Origin of the sequence: Comamonas terrigena NBRC 13299 (assembly GCF_006740045.1) — a bacterium.
Classification (GTDB): Bacteria; Pseudomonadota; Gammaproteobacteria; order Burkholderiales; family Burkholderiaceae_C; genus Comamonas; species Comamonas terrigena.
In genome coordinates this window covers 538,549-554,016 of the sequence record NZ_AP019749.1, presented here as the reverse complement: position 1 = coordinate 554,016, position 15,468 = coordinate 538,549, and the positions used below count along the sequence as shown (strand labels likewise).

The window sequence follows — 15,468 nt, the reverse complement described above, 5'->3', positions numbered from 1 at the left end:
AGGCATTCAAGCCTGCAAGCCTTGCTCCACGCTTGCAGCCGCCTCCCAGCGGCCTTGGGTGAACCAGTCTCCGCCCTGCAGATAGTCCCGCAGCATGGGCAGGCCATCCACCCCGAAGAAGGTGTGGCCGTCCACGCTCACTGTGGGAACGCCGAACACGCCCGCGGCTGCGGCCTCCTCGGTATTGGTGCGCAGCAAGCCCTTGGCGCGCTCTGCGGCCTGCGCATCGGTGCGCAGCTGCGCCGCCAGACGCTCACGCAAGGCGGCGATGCGCTCCGCCCCCAGCGCGTCGCCCCCGCCTTCCCACACATGGCGGAACAACGCGTCCGCCGTGAAGCGGTTGATGCAGCCGTCCTCGCTGCACTCCAGCGCCAGACGCAGCAGGGGCAGCGGGTTGAAAGGGTGGCGCTGCGGCATCTGCAGCGTCGTGCCTTGCGCATGGCCCAGCCACTCGGCATGGCGGTAGGTCCATGCCCGCTTCGGAGGAATACCGGCAGGCCCGGGGTTGGCGTGCTGCTTCAACAAGGCGCCCAGCAGCACCGGGCGGTAGCGCACATGGCAGCTGATGCCCTCCAGCTGCGCAGGCAACTGGGCGAACGCCAGCCAGGCATAGGGCGACACAAAATCCAGATAGAACGTGATATCGCGCATCTGCGCCTCCCTGTGCCGCTAGGGCGTTATTCGGCTCACAACGTGGGCTGTGCCATACCGCAACGCTGCAGCACGGCGCCCCAGATCTGGCGCTGTGTGGCGGCGTCGGACTTGCCCCACTGGCGCAATTCATCCAAGGTGCGCAGGCAGCCGACGCAGTGGCTGCGGTCGTCATCCATGCGGCAGACCGAGATGCAGGGCGAAGGCGGTGCCTCCACGGCATGGGCGTCCAGCAGGCCCTGGCCCAGCACGGTGCGGGCCTTGTCCAGCAAGGCATCGGGTGGCAAAGGACAGCTCATGCACCCTCCCCGGCCGGCAACTCCACCACATCCACCACCGGCGCACCGGTCAGTTGCTGCAGCGCCACCATGTCCAGCGGAAACACCGCATGCGGATGCCCAGCCGCCGCCCACAACACCTCAAAGCGCGCCAGGCTGGCGTCGATCACGGTCACCGGCGGCTGCAGATGCGCCACCGGGCTCACGCCGCCAATGGCAAAGCCGGTGCGCGCCTTCACATAGTCGGCATCGGCGCGCCCCACCTTGCCCACCAGGGCCGCCAGCTTCTTCTCGTCCACGCGGCGGTCACCGGCCGCCACCACCAGCACATGGACGCCATCTTCCTTGCGCTTGAAGACCACGCTCTTCGCCACCTGTCCCACGGCAATTTCCAGCTGGTCCGCTGCTTCCTGCGAGGTCCGGGCCGCACCATCCAGCATCTGCGGCCCATGGGCATGACCGGCCTGCTGCAGATAGCGCGCCACGCGCTGCACGCCTTCCGGCAGGCTATGCAATTCCGATCCACACATCACACGGCCTCGCAGACCGCGCTGCTCGCGCGTTTGGCCAGCACGGCCTTGGCCACCCGCGACTGCGTGGGGCGACCCAGGTGTTCGCTGATGAACGCACCGGCATCGATCAGCTGGTCCAGATCGATGCCCGTGTCGATGCCCATGCCATGCAGCATGTAGACCACGTCTTCGGTCGCCACATTGCCCGTCGCCCCCTTGGCGTAGGGGCAGCCGCCCAGACCGGCCACCGAGGTGTCGTACTGCCACACGCCCATGGCCAGTGCGGCCAGCGTGTTGGACAGCGCCTGGCCGTAGGTATCGTGGAAATGGCCCGACACATCGTTGATGTCGAAATGCTGCAAGGTGGCCTCAATGGCCTTGCGCACCTTGACCGGCGTGCCCACCCCGATCGTGTCCGCCACACCGATATGCTGCACGCCGATGCCCCTCATCAGCCCGGCCAGATAGGCCACGCGCTCCGGCGCCACCTCGCCCTCATAGGGGCAGCCCACGGTGCAACTCATCGCACCGCGCACGTAGATGCCGGCGGCACGGGCCGCTTCCACCACGGGCGCAAAGCGCTCGATGCTCTCGGCAATGGAGCAGTTGATGTTCTTCTGGCTGAACGCCTCGCTGGCCGCACCAAACACCACGATCTCGTCGGGCCTGGACAACACGGCCGCCTCGTAGCCTTTCAGGTTGGGCGTCAGCACCGAATAGCGCACCCCGGGCTTGCGCGCGATGGCGGCCATCACCTCGGCGTTGTCCGCCATCTGCGGCACCCATTTGGGCGATACAAAGCTGGTGACCTCGATCTCGGTCAGACCCGCATTCTGCAAACGGTGCACCAGCTCCACCTTGACGGCGGCCGGCACAGGCTGCTTCTCGTTCTGCAGACCGTCGCGGGGGCCGACGTCGACCAATTTCACGCGTTGGGGATAACTTGTCATGGCTGTCTCCTGTTCAGATTCACATCGTCGGGCGATGCGCAAGCGGGTGGGGGCGTCATCGTGGCGGTATCCGCTGCAGCGGCTAGGGCGTGGCAGCGGGATGCTGCTGCGCCACCTGGGCAAACCAGTCGTCGCAGCCGTTGTGCGCTGCCGTGGGTGGGTAGGGGCCGTCACCCGCCGGGCTGACGTGGCTGGCCGTTCCCTTGTCCACCGCATGCACCTGGTAGCCCAGCAGATCCTGGACCACGCCCGTGTAGAGCAGATTGGTCTGGCGCAGACTGCCGTCAGGGGCCACGGCATGGGCGGCCACCTTCTGCAATTGTCCCCACCACTGCGGCTGCTGCTGACGCAGGGCGGCATTCCCCCAGACCAGCAACGGGACTTCATACGCGCTGCGGGTGCTGCCATGGGTGTAGGAACCGCCGCATTGCGGGAAATTCTGCCCATGGTCCGACACATACACCAGCGCGGCGCGCACCCCGGGAAGGGCGTCCAGCCGGGAAATCCAGTCGGCCAGCAGGCTGCTGGAATAGGCAATGCTGTTGTCGTAGGGGTCTTCCCACTTCGCAAATTCCGGAGGGTAGCGCTTGTTGACCCGCGGGTGGCTGCCATACATGTGCAGCGTGATCAGCGCAGGTTGCCCCGCCGCCTGTTGCTGCAGGCTGCTGGCCAGCAGCTCCGTCAACGCCCCGTCCTGCAGGCCATCCTGCAGGTTCACAAACCGGTCGGAACGCTGGCGGAATGCCGCGTGCGCAAAACTCAGCGACATGCCCGAAGCACTCTGGTTGCTCAGCGTCTCCACGCGGAAGCCGGCAGACCGACCTTGGTCCAGCACGGTCACCACCCCGGACTCCGGCATCTCGGCCATGCGCTGCCCGGTCAACAAGACCGGCACCGTCTTGCCGGTGTTGTTGCCATTGGCCGTCACCGGCAAGGTCACCAGCCCGTCACGCCAGGGGCGCAGCGCTGCATTGGTATCGTTGCCCTGGTAGCCCAGCAGGGACCAGCGCTGGGCGCTAGCGCTTTCGCCAATCACCATCACCACCACATCGGCCATGGGCGCAGCGGCGGGAGGGGCCATGGGCGGAATGCGGTAGATCGATTCCGCGGCGTGGGCGTACCGCGCGTACGATTCGCCCAGGGTCATGGGGTACACCCGGTCCACACGGCGCAGCGTGCCCTCCAGGCCATAGCCCTTGGCCACCCCGGTGGTTGCCAGCACGCCCCACACCAGCCAGCTCGCCCAGCCCACACCCCGCAGCAACCGCCCCGTCAGCAGCGGCGCGCGGCGCCACAGGTGCACGGCCGCGGCCACGGCAGGAAGCAACCAGCACAGCAGACTCGCCAGATCCTGCAGCCGGTAGGAGCTGGCGTACTCCCAGGCCTCCGTGGTGGAGGCACCCAGCACCGAATACCAGAAGAACTCGTCCGGCGCTGAACGCACGGCGTAGAAATAGCCCAGATAGCAGGCCCCCACCAGCACCAGCACCCATGCCGCAACGCGGGTCAAGGGGCGCCACAGCAGGCAGCCGCACCACAGCAGGGCCGACAGCGCCACATCCCCCAGGGTGCGCGAGGAGGGCCACATCCACACCAGCGGCAGGAACAGCCACAGCCAGGCCAGCGCCGTCACCCAGCCGCCCCCTCGGGAGGCGGAGTGGCGGGCATTCAGGGGAGCCAAAGTGGCATGGGGACGCATGTTCATTCCAGGATTCCAGCTTCACAACGGGCCGCATTGTTGCCCACTTGGGCCCGCTCTGCGATCCCGCCCTCCATCCCCCTCATCGGGTCATCGGGTCAATACCCGCGCTGCGGATCGACCATGCCCTTGACGGGTTTGCCCTGGCTCAGGTCCACCACCTTGCCGACGATCTGGGCAATGCTTTCATCGCGCAGCGTACGGGCAGAGGTGTGGGGCGTCATGGTGATGCGCGGCTCGGACCAGAACGGATGGCCGGCGGGCAGAGGCTCCTGGCGGAACACATCCAGCGTGGCCCCGGCGATCTGGCCTTCGGCCAGCAGCGCCAGCAGATCGTCCTCCACCAGGTGCCCGCCACGCGCCACGTTGATCACATAGGCGCCGGCTTGCAACCGGCCCAGATTCTCGCGGTTCAGAATGTTCTCGGTCTCGGGCGTCAGCGGCAGCAGATTGATCAGCACCCTGGTCTGCGACAGAAACTCCGTAAAGCCATCGCTGCCATGCAGCGTGCGCACACCGTCCACCGCCTTGGGCGAACGGCTCCAGCCCAGCACCGGGAACTCGAACACCGTCAGCGCCTTGGCCACGCGCTCACCCAGCACGCCCAGGCCCATGACGCCCACGGTGAAGTCCTCGCGCGTGCGCGGCTTGCGGAAAGCCCATTTCCCGGCGCGCATATCGGCCTCATAGCCATCCAGCTCGCGGAAATGGCGGATCACCGCCTGCGTCACATATTCGGCCATCTGCACCGACATGCCGGCATCGTCCAGTCGCACTACCTGGGCATTGGCCGGCAGCCTCAGCTTCATCAGCGCATCCACACCGGCGCCAATATTGAACAGCGCCTTCAATCCCGGCTGCTCGTCCATGAACTGCTGGGGCGGCGCCCACACCACGGCGTAGTCCGCCTGGGGGGCACCCGGCGCCCACACGCTGATGTCTGCATCCGGCAGCGCGGCGCGCAAGCCCTCCAGCCAAGGTTCGGCCTTGGTGCCCGTACAACAAAAAGTGACTCTCATGGCGCGCAAGCGTAACCGGGTTGGTGGGGGGACGCTGTCATCGGCAGCGCAATCCCTTGGCAAAAAAAGGAGCTGCATGGGCCCATGAAGACTGGGCCGCCAACAGATCCTGGCCGCATCCTTCGATTCTCAGCACAGGGCGCGCACTTTTCGATGGCGGCCATCACCGCTTGCCATGTGGCCCCTGGCGCGCCCCTGCACACCGCCCCCGGTGGCGCCGGGAACCGCCCGCAAAGCCGCGCCCTCCGCCATTCAGGCCGCCACGGCGCTGGTGATGCGGATCAGCTCCGCCCCTTCCGCCACCTGGTCGCCCGGTGCGTACAGCAGCTCCTGCACCACGCCATCGGCCGGTGCCGCAATGGTGTGCTCCATCTTCATGGCCTCCATCACCGCCAGCGGCTGGCCCTTGGTCACGCTGTCGCCGGCCTGCACCGCAAACGACACCACCTTGCCGGGCATGGGCGCCGTCAGGCGGCCTCCTTCGGTGCCGCTGTCACCGGCATGGGCCAGCAGATCGACTTCGGTCAGCTGGGCGCTGCCGGCCGGGGTGAACACGGTCACCGCTTCGCCCTGCACATAGACCTGCACGCTGCAGCGCTGCGCACCCAGCTGCAGATCCAGCCCACCAGCACCCAGAGCGCGCCATTGCAGTGTCTGGGCTTCGCCAGCGGCCTGCGCGCCCACTTCGGTCACGCTCAGCTGCGCCGGGGCACCGCCTTGGGCGTAGGCCAGTGTGGCTGCCAGCTCCACGCCCTGGTAGGCAAACTGGAAGTAGCGCTGCGAGCGGCCATACATGCTCCAGCCGTCGCGCTGGCTGAAGGGGTCGGCCGTCTGGGTGGTTTTCTCCTGCTCCAGCGTGGCGGCCACGGCAGCGGCAATCGCCAGCTGGCGGCCCACGGCATCCTGGCCGAACAGCACGGCACGCTCCCGCTCGATCAGCGCCGTATCCAGCTTGGCCGTGGCAAAGGCCTTGCTCTTCACCACCTGCCGCAGGAACTGCACATTGGTGGCCAGGCCCACGATATGCGTTTGCTGCAAGGCCGCATCCAGCCGTGCCAGCGCCTGGGCACGGTCGTCGCCATGCACGATCAGCTTGGCGATCATGCTGTCGTAGAAGGGGCTGATGGCATCGCCTTCTCGCACGCCGTCGTCCACGCGCACATCGCCGATGGCAAAACTGGTGCAATCCGGCTTGCGGTAGACGTTCAGGCTGCCGGTGGCGGGCAGGAAGTTGTTCTCGGGGTTTTCGGCACAGATCCGCGCCTCGATGGCATGGCCGATGATCTTCAGCGCGCTTTGCGGCTTGGGCAGCGGCTGCCCTGCCGCCACCAGCAACTGCCAGGCCACCAGGTCTTCGCCCGTGATGGCCTCCGTCACCGGATGCTCCACCTGCAGGCGGGTGTTCATTTCCATGAAGTAGAACTGCATGGCGTCGGGCTGGTCATAGCCGCCGGGCTGTTCGACGATGAACTCGACTGTGCCCGCACCCACATAGTTCACGGCCTTGGCGGCGGCCACGGCGGCTTCGCCCATCTTCTTGCGCAGCGCCTCGGTCATGCCGGGGGCGGGTGCTTCTTCCAGCACCTTCTGGTGGCGGCGCTGCACAGAGCAATCGCGCTCGAACAGGTAGACGCAGTTGCCGTGCGTGTCGCCAAACACCTGGATCTCGATATGGCGGGGGCGCAGCACGTATTTCTCGATCAGCACAGCATCGTTGCCAAAGCTGTTGATGGCCTCGCGCTTGCACGACTCCAGCGCAGCGGCAAAGTCCTGGCTTTTTTCCACCAGGCGCATGCCCTTGCCGCCGCCGCCGGCGCTGGCCTTGATCAGCACCGGGTAGCCGATACGGTCCGCTTCCTGGTGCAGCATGGAGGGATCTTGCCCGGCGCCGTGGTAGCCAGGCACCAGCGGCACCTGGGCCTTTTCCATCAGCTGCTTGGACTCGGCCTTCAGGCCCATGGCACGGATGGCACTGGCGGGTGGGCCAATGAAGACCAGGCCCGCGGCCGCGCAGGCATTGGCAAAGTCTTCGTTCTCCGAGAGAAAGCCGTAGCCGGGGTGGATGGCCTCAGCCCCTGTCTGCCTGGCCGCCTCCAGAATGCGCTCCCAGCGCAGATAGCTGTCCTTGGGCGCACTGCCGCCGATGTGCACGGCCTCGTCACAGGCCGCCACATGCTTGGCGTTCGCGTCCGCATCCGAGTACACGGCCACGGTGCGCACGCCCATGCGGCGGGCAGTGGCCGCCACGCGGCAGGCAATTTCACCGCGGTTGGCAATCAGGATCTTTGTGAACATATTGTCTCCAGGATTTTTGGGTCTTCTCAGGCGCTTGTGTCCGTTGCAAGTGCACAAGCCGCCCAGTCTTTAGATCTCTAGGTCTTTGGCAGTGCGTCCGCCTCGGCACCGAACCAGCCACGCAGGCGGCGGACCGCACCGCGCACAAAGCGCCACAGCATCCAGGTCACCACCCACATGGCAATCACCACCACCACCAGCGCCACGCCGAACACCAGCGGATGGGCCAGCGCCAGCCAGATGGCGCCGACGGCCGTGGTGTCCTCCACCAGGCTGGCACCCACATTCGAAAACGGCTCCGGGCTGGTGTTGATCAGCGCACGGGTGCTGGTCTTCGCAGCCTGGCTGGTGGCCGCCAGCGTGCCGCCCATCAGTGCGGCCACCGTGGCCATGGTGGCGTTGTCGGCACCGAACACGCCGGCAGCCAGGGCCGCCCCGGCGGGCACGCGCAGCACGCTTTGCAGCAAGTCCCACAGCGAATCCACGCCGGGAATCTTGTCGGCCAGAAACTCCACACACAGCATGCTGCCACTGGCAAACAGCAGGGCCGGGTGTTCCAGCACATGCAGGCCGCCGGGCAGCACCACCAGGCCGGTGGCGCCCAGCAGCCCCACCAGGAACACCACGATGTAGAGCCTGAAACCGCTGGCCCAGCCCAGTGCGGCGGCCAGGGCCAGCAGGCTGGCCATGTCCATGCCGCTCAAGGCCTTGCCCGCCGTGTCCGCCACCGCGCCGCCGGCCGATGCCATGGCATCGCCGGCCTGCCGTGCCGCCTGCTCCACCGCCTCGCGGTCGGGGTGCAGGCCCACGCGGTGCAGCCATTGGAGGAAGGCGTTCCAGTACTCGGTCATGGCCGTACGCTTTCAGGAAGTCAGAGACCTCTCACGATAGCCAGGACGGCTTGCGCTTGCTGAGGAAGGCCTGCACGCCTTCCTTGCCTTCCTCGCTGGCGCGGATATCGGCAATCACCTCGACGGTGGAAGCGATCAGTTGGGCGTTGATTTCCCGCTCGGCCACATCCAGCACCAGTTTCTTGCAGGTACGCACCGCGTCCGGCCCGGCCACCAGCAACGCCTTGAGCAGGCTGTCCACGGCGTCGTCCAGCTGTTCGGCCGCCACCACCTGGTGCACAAAGCCGATGCGCAGGGCTTCGGCCGCATCAAAGCGCTCGCCGGTCAGAAAGTAGCGGTGGCCGGCACGCGCGCCCATGGCACGCAGCACATAGGGGGCGATGGTGCCGGGCACCAGGCCGATCTTCACCTCGCTCAGGCAGAAGCCGGCGTTCTCTGCCGCCACCGCCATGTCGCAGGCCGCCACCAGGCCCATGCCGCCGGCATAGACATCGCCCTGCACGCGGGCAATGGTGGGCTTGGGGCAGTGGTAGATGGTGCGCAGCATCTCGGCCAGAGCGCCCGCATCCTGCAGGTTCTCGGCACGGTCGTAGTCAGCCATGCGGCGCATCCAGTTCAGGTTGGCGCCGGCACAGAACGCCGTGCCTTCCGCCGCCAGCACGATGGCGCGCACATCCGGGCGCTCGCCCGCCACGCGGAAGGCTTCGGTGATTTCCAGAATCACCTCGTCACTGAAGGCGTTGCGGATTTCCGGCTGTGTCAGCGTGACGGTGGCCACGCCGGCGTTGACGGTCAGGGTCAGATAACGGTGGGTCATGGCATCCTCCCTTTCACATGCGGAACACGCCGAACTGCGTGTCCTCGATCGGTGCATTGCGGCTGGCCGACAGGCCCAGCGCCAGCACGCGCCGGGTATCCGCCGGATCGATCACGCCATCGTCCCACAGGCGGGCCGTGGCGTAGTAGGGGTGGCCCTGGTCTTCGTACTGCTGGCGGATTGGGGACTTGAAGGCCTCTTCCTCCTGCGCGCTCCAGCTGCCGCCCTTGGCTTCGATGCCGTCGCGCTTGACGGTGGCCAGCACGCTGGCCGCCTGCTCGCCGCCCATCACCGAGATGCGGGCGTTGGGCCACATCCACAGGAAACGCGGGCTGAAGGCGCGGCCGCACATGCCGTAGTTGCCGGCGCCAAAGCTGCCGCCAATGATGATGGTGAACTTGGGCACCGCGGCCGTGGCCACGGCCGTGACCAGCTTGGCACCGTGGCGGGCAATGCCTTCGTTCTCGTACTTGCGGCCCACCATGAAGCCGGTGATGTTCTGCAGAAACACCAGCGGAATCTTGCGCTGGCAGCACAGCTCGATGAAGTGCGCCCCCTTGACGGCCGACTCGCTGAACAGAATGCCGTTGTTGGCAATGATGCCCACCTGCATGCCTTCGATGCGGGCAAAACCACAGACCAGCGTGCTGCCGAAGCGGGCCTTGAACTCGTCGAACTGGCTGCCGTCCACGATGCGGGCAATGATTTCGCGCACATCGAATGGCTTGCGCGTATCCACCGGAATCACACCATACAGCTCCCGGGCATCAAACAGCGGCGCCGCCGGCGTGCTGTCTCCCTGCGCTGGCGCCTTGTTCTTGTTCAGATTCGCCACCGCCTGGCGGGCCAGCGCCAGCGCATGCATATCGTTCTGCGCCAGATGGTCGGCCACGCCGGACAGGCGCGTATGCACATCGCCGCCGCCCAGGTCTTCGGCGCTGACCACCTCGCCGGTGGCCGCCTTCACCAGGGGCGGGCCGCCCAGAAAGATCGTGCCCTGGTTCTTGACGATGATGGACTCATCGCTCATGGCCGGCACATAGGCGCCGCCGGCCGTGCAGCTGCCCATGACCACCGCGATCTGGGAAATGCCCTGGGCGCTCATATTGGCCTGGTTGAAGAAGATGCGGCCGAAGTGTTCGCGGTCCGGAAACACATCGTCCTGATTCGGCAGGTTGGCACCACCGGAGTCGACCAGGTAAATGCACGGCAGATGGTTCTGCGCGGCGATTTCCTGGGCGCGCAGGTGCTTCTTGACCGTGATGGGGTAGTAGGTGCCGCCTTTGACCGTGGCATCGTTGCACACCACCATGCAGTCCACGCCGCTGACGCGGCCGATGCCGGCAATCAGCCCGGCACCCGGCGCATCGTTGCCATACATGTTCAAGGCGGCCAGCGGCGCCAGCTCCAGAAACGGCGTTCCCGGATCCAGCAGGCGCTGCACGCGTTCGCGCGGCAGCAGCTTGCCGCGCGCCACATGCTTGGCACGGGCAGCCTCGCCGCCCCCCAGCGCCACCTGTTCGCAGCGCGCACGCAGGTCATCCACCACCGTCTGCATCGCAGCGGCATTGGCCAGGAAATCCGCGGAACGCGGGTTAAGTTGTGTCCCCAGAATGTTCATCGTCTGCCTTTACGGGTTTACCCTAGCTTTTCCCATGGTTTTTGCTTCTGTCCGATACGCGCGCGCCGGGTGCTCTCACAGAAAATGCCCCCATGCACACCGTTGAAACCGTCTTGCTCGTGCTGATGCTCGGTGCCGTCACCGGCATTGCCGCACGCTATATGCGCGCCATTCCGCTGCCTCTGATCCAGATTGCCCTGGGCGCCGTGATTGCCTGGCCCCAGAAGGGGCTGCACATCAGCTTCAATCCTGAACTGTTTCTGCTGCTGTTCATTCCGCCGCTGCTGTTTGCCGACGGCTGGCGCATTCCCAAGCGCGAATTCTTTGCCCTGGCCCGTCCCATCCTGCTGCTGGCCTTCGGTCTGGTGTGCTTCACGGTGCTGGGCCTGGGCTACTTCATCCACTGGATGATTCCGTCCATCCCGCTGACCGTGGCCTTTGCCCTGGCGGCCGTGGTCTCGCCCACGGACGCCGTGGCCGTGTCGGCCATCACGCGCAACCTGGGCATGCCGCACAAGACCATGCACATGCTCGAAGGCGAATCGCTGCTGAACGACGCGTCCGGCCTGGTGGCCGTCAAATTCGCCGTGGCCGCCACGCTGACCGGCGCCTTCTCCTGGGGCGCCGTGGCCAAGGACTTCACCTGGATGGCTGTTGGTGGCCTGGGCATTGGCGCGCTGATGGGCTGGGGTTTCAGCACCGCGCGCGATGCCATCACCCGCCGCGTGGGCGATCTGGCCGCCACGCAGATGGTGTTGCTGCTGGTGCTGCTGCCCTTTGCGGCCTACCTCGCGGGCGAAAAGATCGGGGTCTCGGGCATTCTGGCTGCCGTGGCTGCCGGTATTGCCACCAATTTTGCCGACCTGGACCGTGGCAACTTCATCTCCGAGCGCCTGCAGACCGAGGGCACCTGGAGCATGGTGGAGTCGGCCTTCAACGGTGCCATCTTCCTGCTGCTGGGCCTGCAGCTGCCGTCCATCATCGGCGTGACCTTGCTGGACGCCGGTGACGACTGGTGGCAGCTGGTTGCCTATGTGGTGGTGATTTCCTTTGCCCTGCTGCTGATGCGCTGGGTGTGGATCACGCTGGGCGTGCACGGCGCACTGCGCCGCGCCCACCAGGAGGGCAAGATGCTGGAAAAGCCCTCCCACCTGTTGAATCTGGCCACCACCATGGCCGGCATCCGTGGTGCGGTCACGCTGGCAGCCGCCCTGTCCATTCCGGTCCACATGCGCAGCGGCCTGCCCTTCCCCTCGCGCGATCTGCTGATCTTTCTGGCCACCGGGGTGATTCTGTTCACGCTGATCCTGGGCAGCATCGCCCTGCCGCTGCTGCTGCGCCGCATGCCCGCGCACGAAGACACCGAGACCCAGCACGAGGAGCGCAGTGCCCGCGCCGCCGCCTGCAAGGCGGCCATCGCCAGCCTGACCATGACCGAGGAAGAAGCGCAAAAGCACGACGAGGCCTGGATCGCCCAGTACCAGGAAGTGGTGGGGCGCATCACCCAGGAATACCGCAACCGCATCCACCTGCTGGACGACAGCGGCGTGGCGACTTCCACCGAAGCCCAGCGCGACACCCCCGAAATGGTCCATGAACGCCGCCTGCGCTATCTGCGCGAGATGGAACTGCGCCTGCACTGCATTCACGTGGAGCGCGACACCCTGTACGCCGAACGCCAGGCCCACCGCATCAACGACGAAACCCTGCGTGCCATGGTCAGCGAACTGGACATGTCCGAAGTGGCGCTGCGCAAACGCCTGGTGGTGGCCCGCCGCGCCGCCGGCCTGCCGCCCCTGCCCCACGCCGGCGGCGCGCACTGAGCGCCACGGCGCGCAGGCGGGAAGAGTGCGACGGGCCATGCAGTTCATGCCGTGCGATCCGTGGTCAGCTGCAGCTGTTCCACCATCTCTTCGCGGATGCGGAACTTCTGGATCTTGCCGGTCACCGTCATCGGGAAAGCGTCCACAAAGCGGATGTAGCGCGGCACCTTGTAGTGGGCGATCTGGCCCTGGCAGAAACTGCGCACCCCGTCCTCGTCCAGGCTTTCACCGGGCTTGGCGATGATCCAGGCGCACAGCTCCTCACCGTAGCGGCTGTCGGGCAGGCCCACCACCTGCACATCCTGAATTTTCGGATGGCGGTAGAGGAATTCCTCGATCTCGCGCGGGTAGATGTTCTCGCCGCCGCGGATCACCATGTCCTTGATGCGGCCGACGATGTTCACATACCCCTCGGCGTCCATGGTGGCCAGGTCGCCGGTGTGCATCCAGCCCTCGGCATCGATGGCTTCGCGCGTCTTGGCCTCGTCCCCCCAGTAGCCGTGCATCACTGAATACCCCTTGGTGCACAGCTCGCCCGATGTGCCGGGCGCCACCGTGGCACCGGTGTCGGGGTCGATCACCTTCACTTCCAGGTGCGGCTGCACCTTGCCCACCGTGGCCACGCGCTTTTCCAGCGGCGTGCCGGCATCGCTCTGGCAGCTGACCGGGCTGGTTTCCGTCATGCCGTAGGCGATGGTGATTTCGGACAGATGCATGTCGCGCACCACACGCTTCATCACCTCGATGGGACAGGGCGAGCCGGCCATGATGCCGGTGCGCAGCGTGGACAGGTCGAACGTCTGAAACTGCGGGTGCTGCAGCTCGGCAATGAACATCGTGGGCACGCCGTGCAGGCCGGTGCAGCGCTCGGCCTGCACCGCCTCCAGCACGCTCAGCGCATCAAAACCGTCGTTCGGGTAGACGATGCAGCTGCCGTGGGTGAAGCAGGCCAGGTTGCCCAGCACCATGCCAAAGCAGTGGTACAGCGGCACGGGGATGCAGAGGCGATCTTCGGGCGTGAGCCGCATGCATTCGCCTATGAAGAAACCGTTGTTCAGGATGTTGCGGTGCGTCAGCGTCGCACCCTTGGGGAAGCCCGTGGTGCCGCTGGTGAACTGGATGTTGATGGGGTCGGTGTTCTGCAGCGTGGCCGCGATCTGGTCGATGCGCGCATCCTCGGCATGGCCTTCGGCCAGCAGATCCGAAAAACGCACCATGCCGGGCTGGTCATCGCCCTCGTCCGCCACATCGATCCACACCACGGTGCGCAGCGTGGGCAGGCGCACCGCCTCCAGCTGGCCGGGCGTGTGGTCGGACAGCTCGGGCGCCAGCTCGCGCAGCATGCCCAGGTAATTGCTGGTCTTGAACTGCGGCATGGCCACCAGTGCCTTGCAGCCCACCTTGTTCAGCGCGTATTCCACCTCGGCCGTGCGGTAGGCCGGGTTGATGTTGACCAGGATGATGCCTACCTGCGCCGTGGCCAGCTGCATCAGCACCCATTCGGCGTTGTTGTGGCTCCAGATTCCCACGCGGTCGCCCGGCGCCAGCCCCAGGCCCAGCAGCGCGCTGGCCAGCTGGCGGGCGCTGCGGTGCAGCTCGGCATAGGTATAGCGCAGGCCCTGGTGGCGGCTGACCAGGGCCTCGCGCCCGGGCTGGCGCGCAGCCATCTGCGCAAAGAAATCGCCAATGGTCTGCTCGATCAGCGGCTGGTCGGTCGCACCGCGTGCATGGCTGGTGGACAAAAGGGTGGCGTCCATGGGAATGTGTCTCCTGCTGCCGGCGGCGCTGCGTGGCGCTGCCATGTCGATAGGTGGGTTCAGGATACGGGTCTCTCCCGCCCAGATGGCGTCAGCAAGGTTGCAATAATTGCCACACCATGTACACGCCCAGCCTGGTCCCCGAGACCGCCTCCGCCCTGCACGCCTCCCCTGCACTCACGCCCATGGCCTTTGTGCAGGCCGTGGTCTGGGCCTATGCCAAACGCGACCTGGACCCGATCGCCGCACTGCAAGCGGCACAAATTGCGCCAGAACAGGTGGCCAAGACCCGTGCCCGCATCACCGCACTGCAGATGGAGCTGCTCTGTGCCCACGCCATGCGCGAGCTGGACGACGAAGCCCTGGGCTGGTTCGGCCGCCGACTGCCCTGGGGCAGCTACGGCATGCTGGCGCGCGCCAGCATCAGCAGCCCCACGCTGGGCCTGGCCATGGCACGCTGGTGCCGCCACCACGGGCTGCTCAATGACGATGTCACGCTGGAGCTGGTGCGCCACGGCGAACTGGCCGAGCTGCGCCTGCAGGAGCGGCGCGATCTGGGCCCGGTACGGGAGTTCTGCACCGTCTCGCTGCTGCGCAACGCCCACGGCGTGGCCAGCTGGCTGATCGACGCGCGCCTGCCGCTGCTGGAAGCCAGCTTCCCATTTGCGGCCCCACCCCATGCCGATGCCTACCCGCTGATGTTCCCAGGCACGGTCACTTTCGATGCCCCCTGGGCCAGCCTGCGCTTTGAAGCCCGCCTGCTGGACCTGCCGCTGGCCCGTGACGAAACCGCGCTACAGCAGATGCTGCAACGCGCCCTGCCCATCCAGGTACTGCCCTACCGCCGTGAAAAGCAGTGGAGCGCCCGCGTGCGCCAGCTGCTGGTGGCCGACACCCAGCTGCTGCACACCGCCGACACCCTGGCCCGCGCCCTGCTGGTGTCACCGCGCAGCCTGCACCGCCAGCTGCAAACCGAAGGCCAGACCCTGCAGGCCCTGAAAGACAGCGTGCGCCTCGACCGTGCCACCACCTTGCTGCTGCGCAGCGACCGCCCGCTCAAGCGCATCGCCCAGGCCTGCGGCTTTGCCAGCGACAAAAGCTTTCTGCGCGCCTTCAAGGCCTGGACCGGCCACAGCCCGGCGGAATACCGGGCGCTGCACCGGGTGGCGGACTAGCAGCGGCTTGCAGGCCGGCG

General features: G+C 66.6%; 13 protein-coding genes. 2 read left to right on the top strand and 11 right to left on the bottom strand.

Going from position 1 to position 15,468, the window contains the following annotated elements; all coding sequences use genetic code 11:
- Positions 1 to 6: 6 nt before the first annotated feature.
- From CT3_RS02555 to CT3_RS02510, 10 genes are all read right to left on the bottom strand, one after another.
- Positions 7 to 651 (bottom strand): 2-hydroxychromene-2-carboxylate isomerase, encoded by a 645-nt coding sequence (locus CT3_RS02555; RefSeq protein WP_066539979.1) that lies wholly within the window; start codon positions 649 to 651, stop codon positions 7 to 9.
- A 35-nt stretch (positions 652 to 686) separates the two neighbouring features.
- Entirely contained in the window at positions 687 to 950 is a 264-nt protein-coding gene (locus CT3_RS02550; protein WP_083520567.1) for a DUF1289 domain-containing protein, read from the bottom strand.
- Positions 947 to 1,459, bottom strand: a complete 513-nt coding sequence (locus tag CT3_RS02545; RefSeq protein WP_066539972.1) for a YbaK/EbsC family protein — start codon at positions 1,457 to 1,459, stop codon at positions 947 to 949. The genes CT3_RS02550 and CT3_RS02545 overlap by 4 nt, the downstream gene beginning before the upstream one ends.
- A complete protein-coding gene (locus CT3_RS02540; protein ID WP_066539970.1) occupies positions 1,459 to 2,391 on the bottom strand; it encodes a hydroxymethylglutaryl-CoA lyase in 933 nt (310 codons plus the stop codon). The genes CT3_RS02545 and CT3_RS02540 overlap by 1 nt, the downstream gene beginning before the upstream one ends.
- 82 nt (positions 2,392 to 2,473) lie before the next feature.
- Entirely contained in the window at positions 2,474 to 4,096 is a 1,623-nt protein-coding gene (locus CT3_RS02535; protein WP_066539968.1) for a sulfatase-like hydrolase/transferase, read from the bottom strand.
- 92 nt (positions 4,097 to 4,188) lie between these two features.
- Positions 4,189 to 5,109 (bottom strand): 2-hydroxyacid dehydrogenase, encoded by a 921-nt coding sequence (locus CT3_RS02530; RefSeq protein ID WP_066539965.1) that lies wholly within the window; start codon positions 5,107 to 5,109, stop codon positions 4,189 to 4,191.
- Positions 5,110 to 5,361: 252 nt separating this feature from the next.
- The gene (locus tag CT3_RS02525) at positions 5,362 to 7,404 is read right to left on the bottom strand and encodes an acetyl-CoA carboxylase biotin carboxylase subunit (RefSeq protein ID WP_066539963.1); all 2,043 of its coding nucleotides are present in this window, start codon (positions 7,402 to 7,404) and stop codon (positions 5,362 to 5,364) included.
- Positions 7,405 to 7,481: 77 nt separating this feature from the next.
- The gene (locus tag CT3_RS02520; protein ID WP_066539960.1) at positions 7,482 to 8,255 is read right to left on the bottom strand and encodes a DUF4126 domain-containing protein; all 774 of its coding nucleotides are present in this window, start codon (positions 8,253 to 8,255) and stop codon (positions 7,482 to 7,484) included.
- 31 nt (positions 8,256 to 8,286) lie between these two features.
- Complete coding sequence (locus tag CT3_RS02515) at positions 8,287 to 9,072, bottom strand: enoyl-CoA hydratase/isomerase family protein (RefSeq protein WP_066539957.1); 786 nt, start codon at positions 9,070 to 9,072, stop codon at positions 8,287 to 8,289.
- A 13-nt stretch (positions 9,073 to 9,085) separates the two neighbouring features.
- Positions 9,086 to 10,693 (bottom strand): carboxyl transferase domain-containing protein, encoded by a 1,608-nt coding sequence (locus tag CT3_RS02510; protein ID WP_066539954.1) that lies wholly within the window; start codon positions 10,691 to 10,693, stop codon positions 9,086 to 9,088.
- 92 nt (positions 10,694 to 10,785) lie between these two features.
- On the opposite strand from CT3_RS02510, the gene CT3_RS02505 reads away from it, so the two are divergent.
- On the top strand, positions 10,786 to 12,516 hold the full coding sequence (locus CT3_RS02505; RefSeq protein WP_066539953.1) for a Na+/H+ antiporter: 1,731 nt from the start codon (positions 10,786 to 10,788) through the stop codon (positions 12,514 to 12,516).
- A gap of 44 nt (positions 12,517 to 12,560) precedes the next feature.
- Here CT3_RS02505 and CT3_RS02500 read toward each other — a convergent pair whose 3' ends face one another.
- Complete coding sequence (locus tag CT3_RS02500) at positions 12,561 to 14,273, bottom strand: AMP-binding protein (protein WP_066539952.1); 1,713 nt, start codon at positions 14,271 to 14,273, stop codon at positions 12,561 to 12,563.
- A gap of 119 nt (positions 14,274 to 14,392) precedes the next feature.
- Here CT3_RS02500 and CT3_RS02495 point away from each other — a divergent pair, with 119 nt between their 5' ends.
- Positions 14,393 to 15,448, top strand: a complete 1,056-nt coding sequence (locus CT3_RS02495) for an AraC family transcriptional regulator (protein WP_066539944.1) — start codon at positions 14,393 to 14,395, stop codon at positions 15,446 to 15,448.
- Positions 15,449 to 15,468 lie beyond the last annotated feature (20 nt).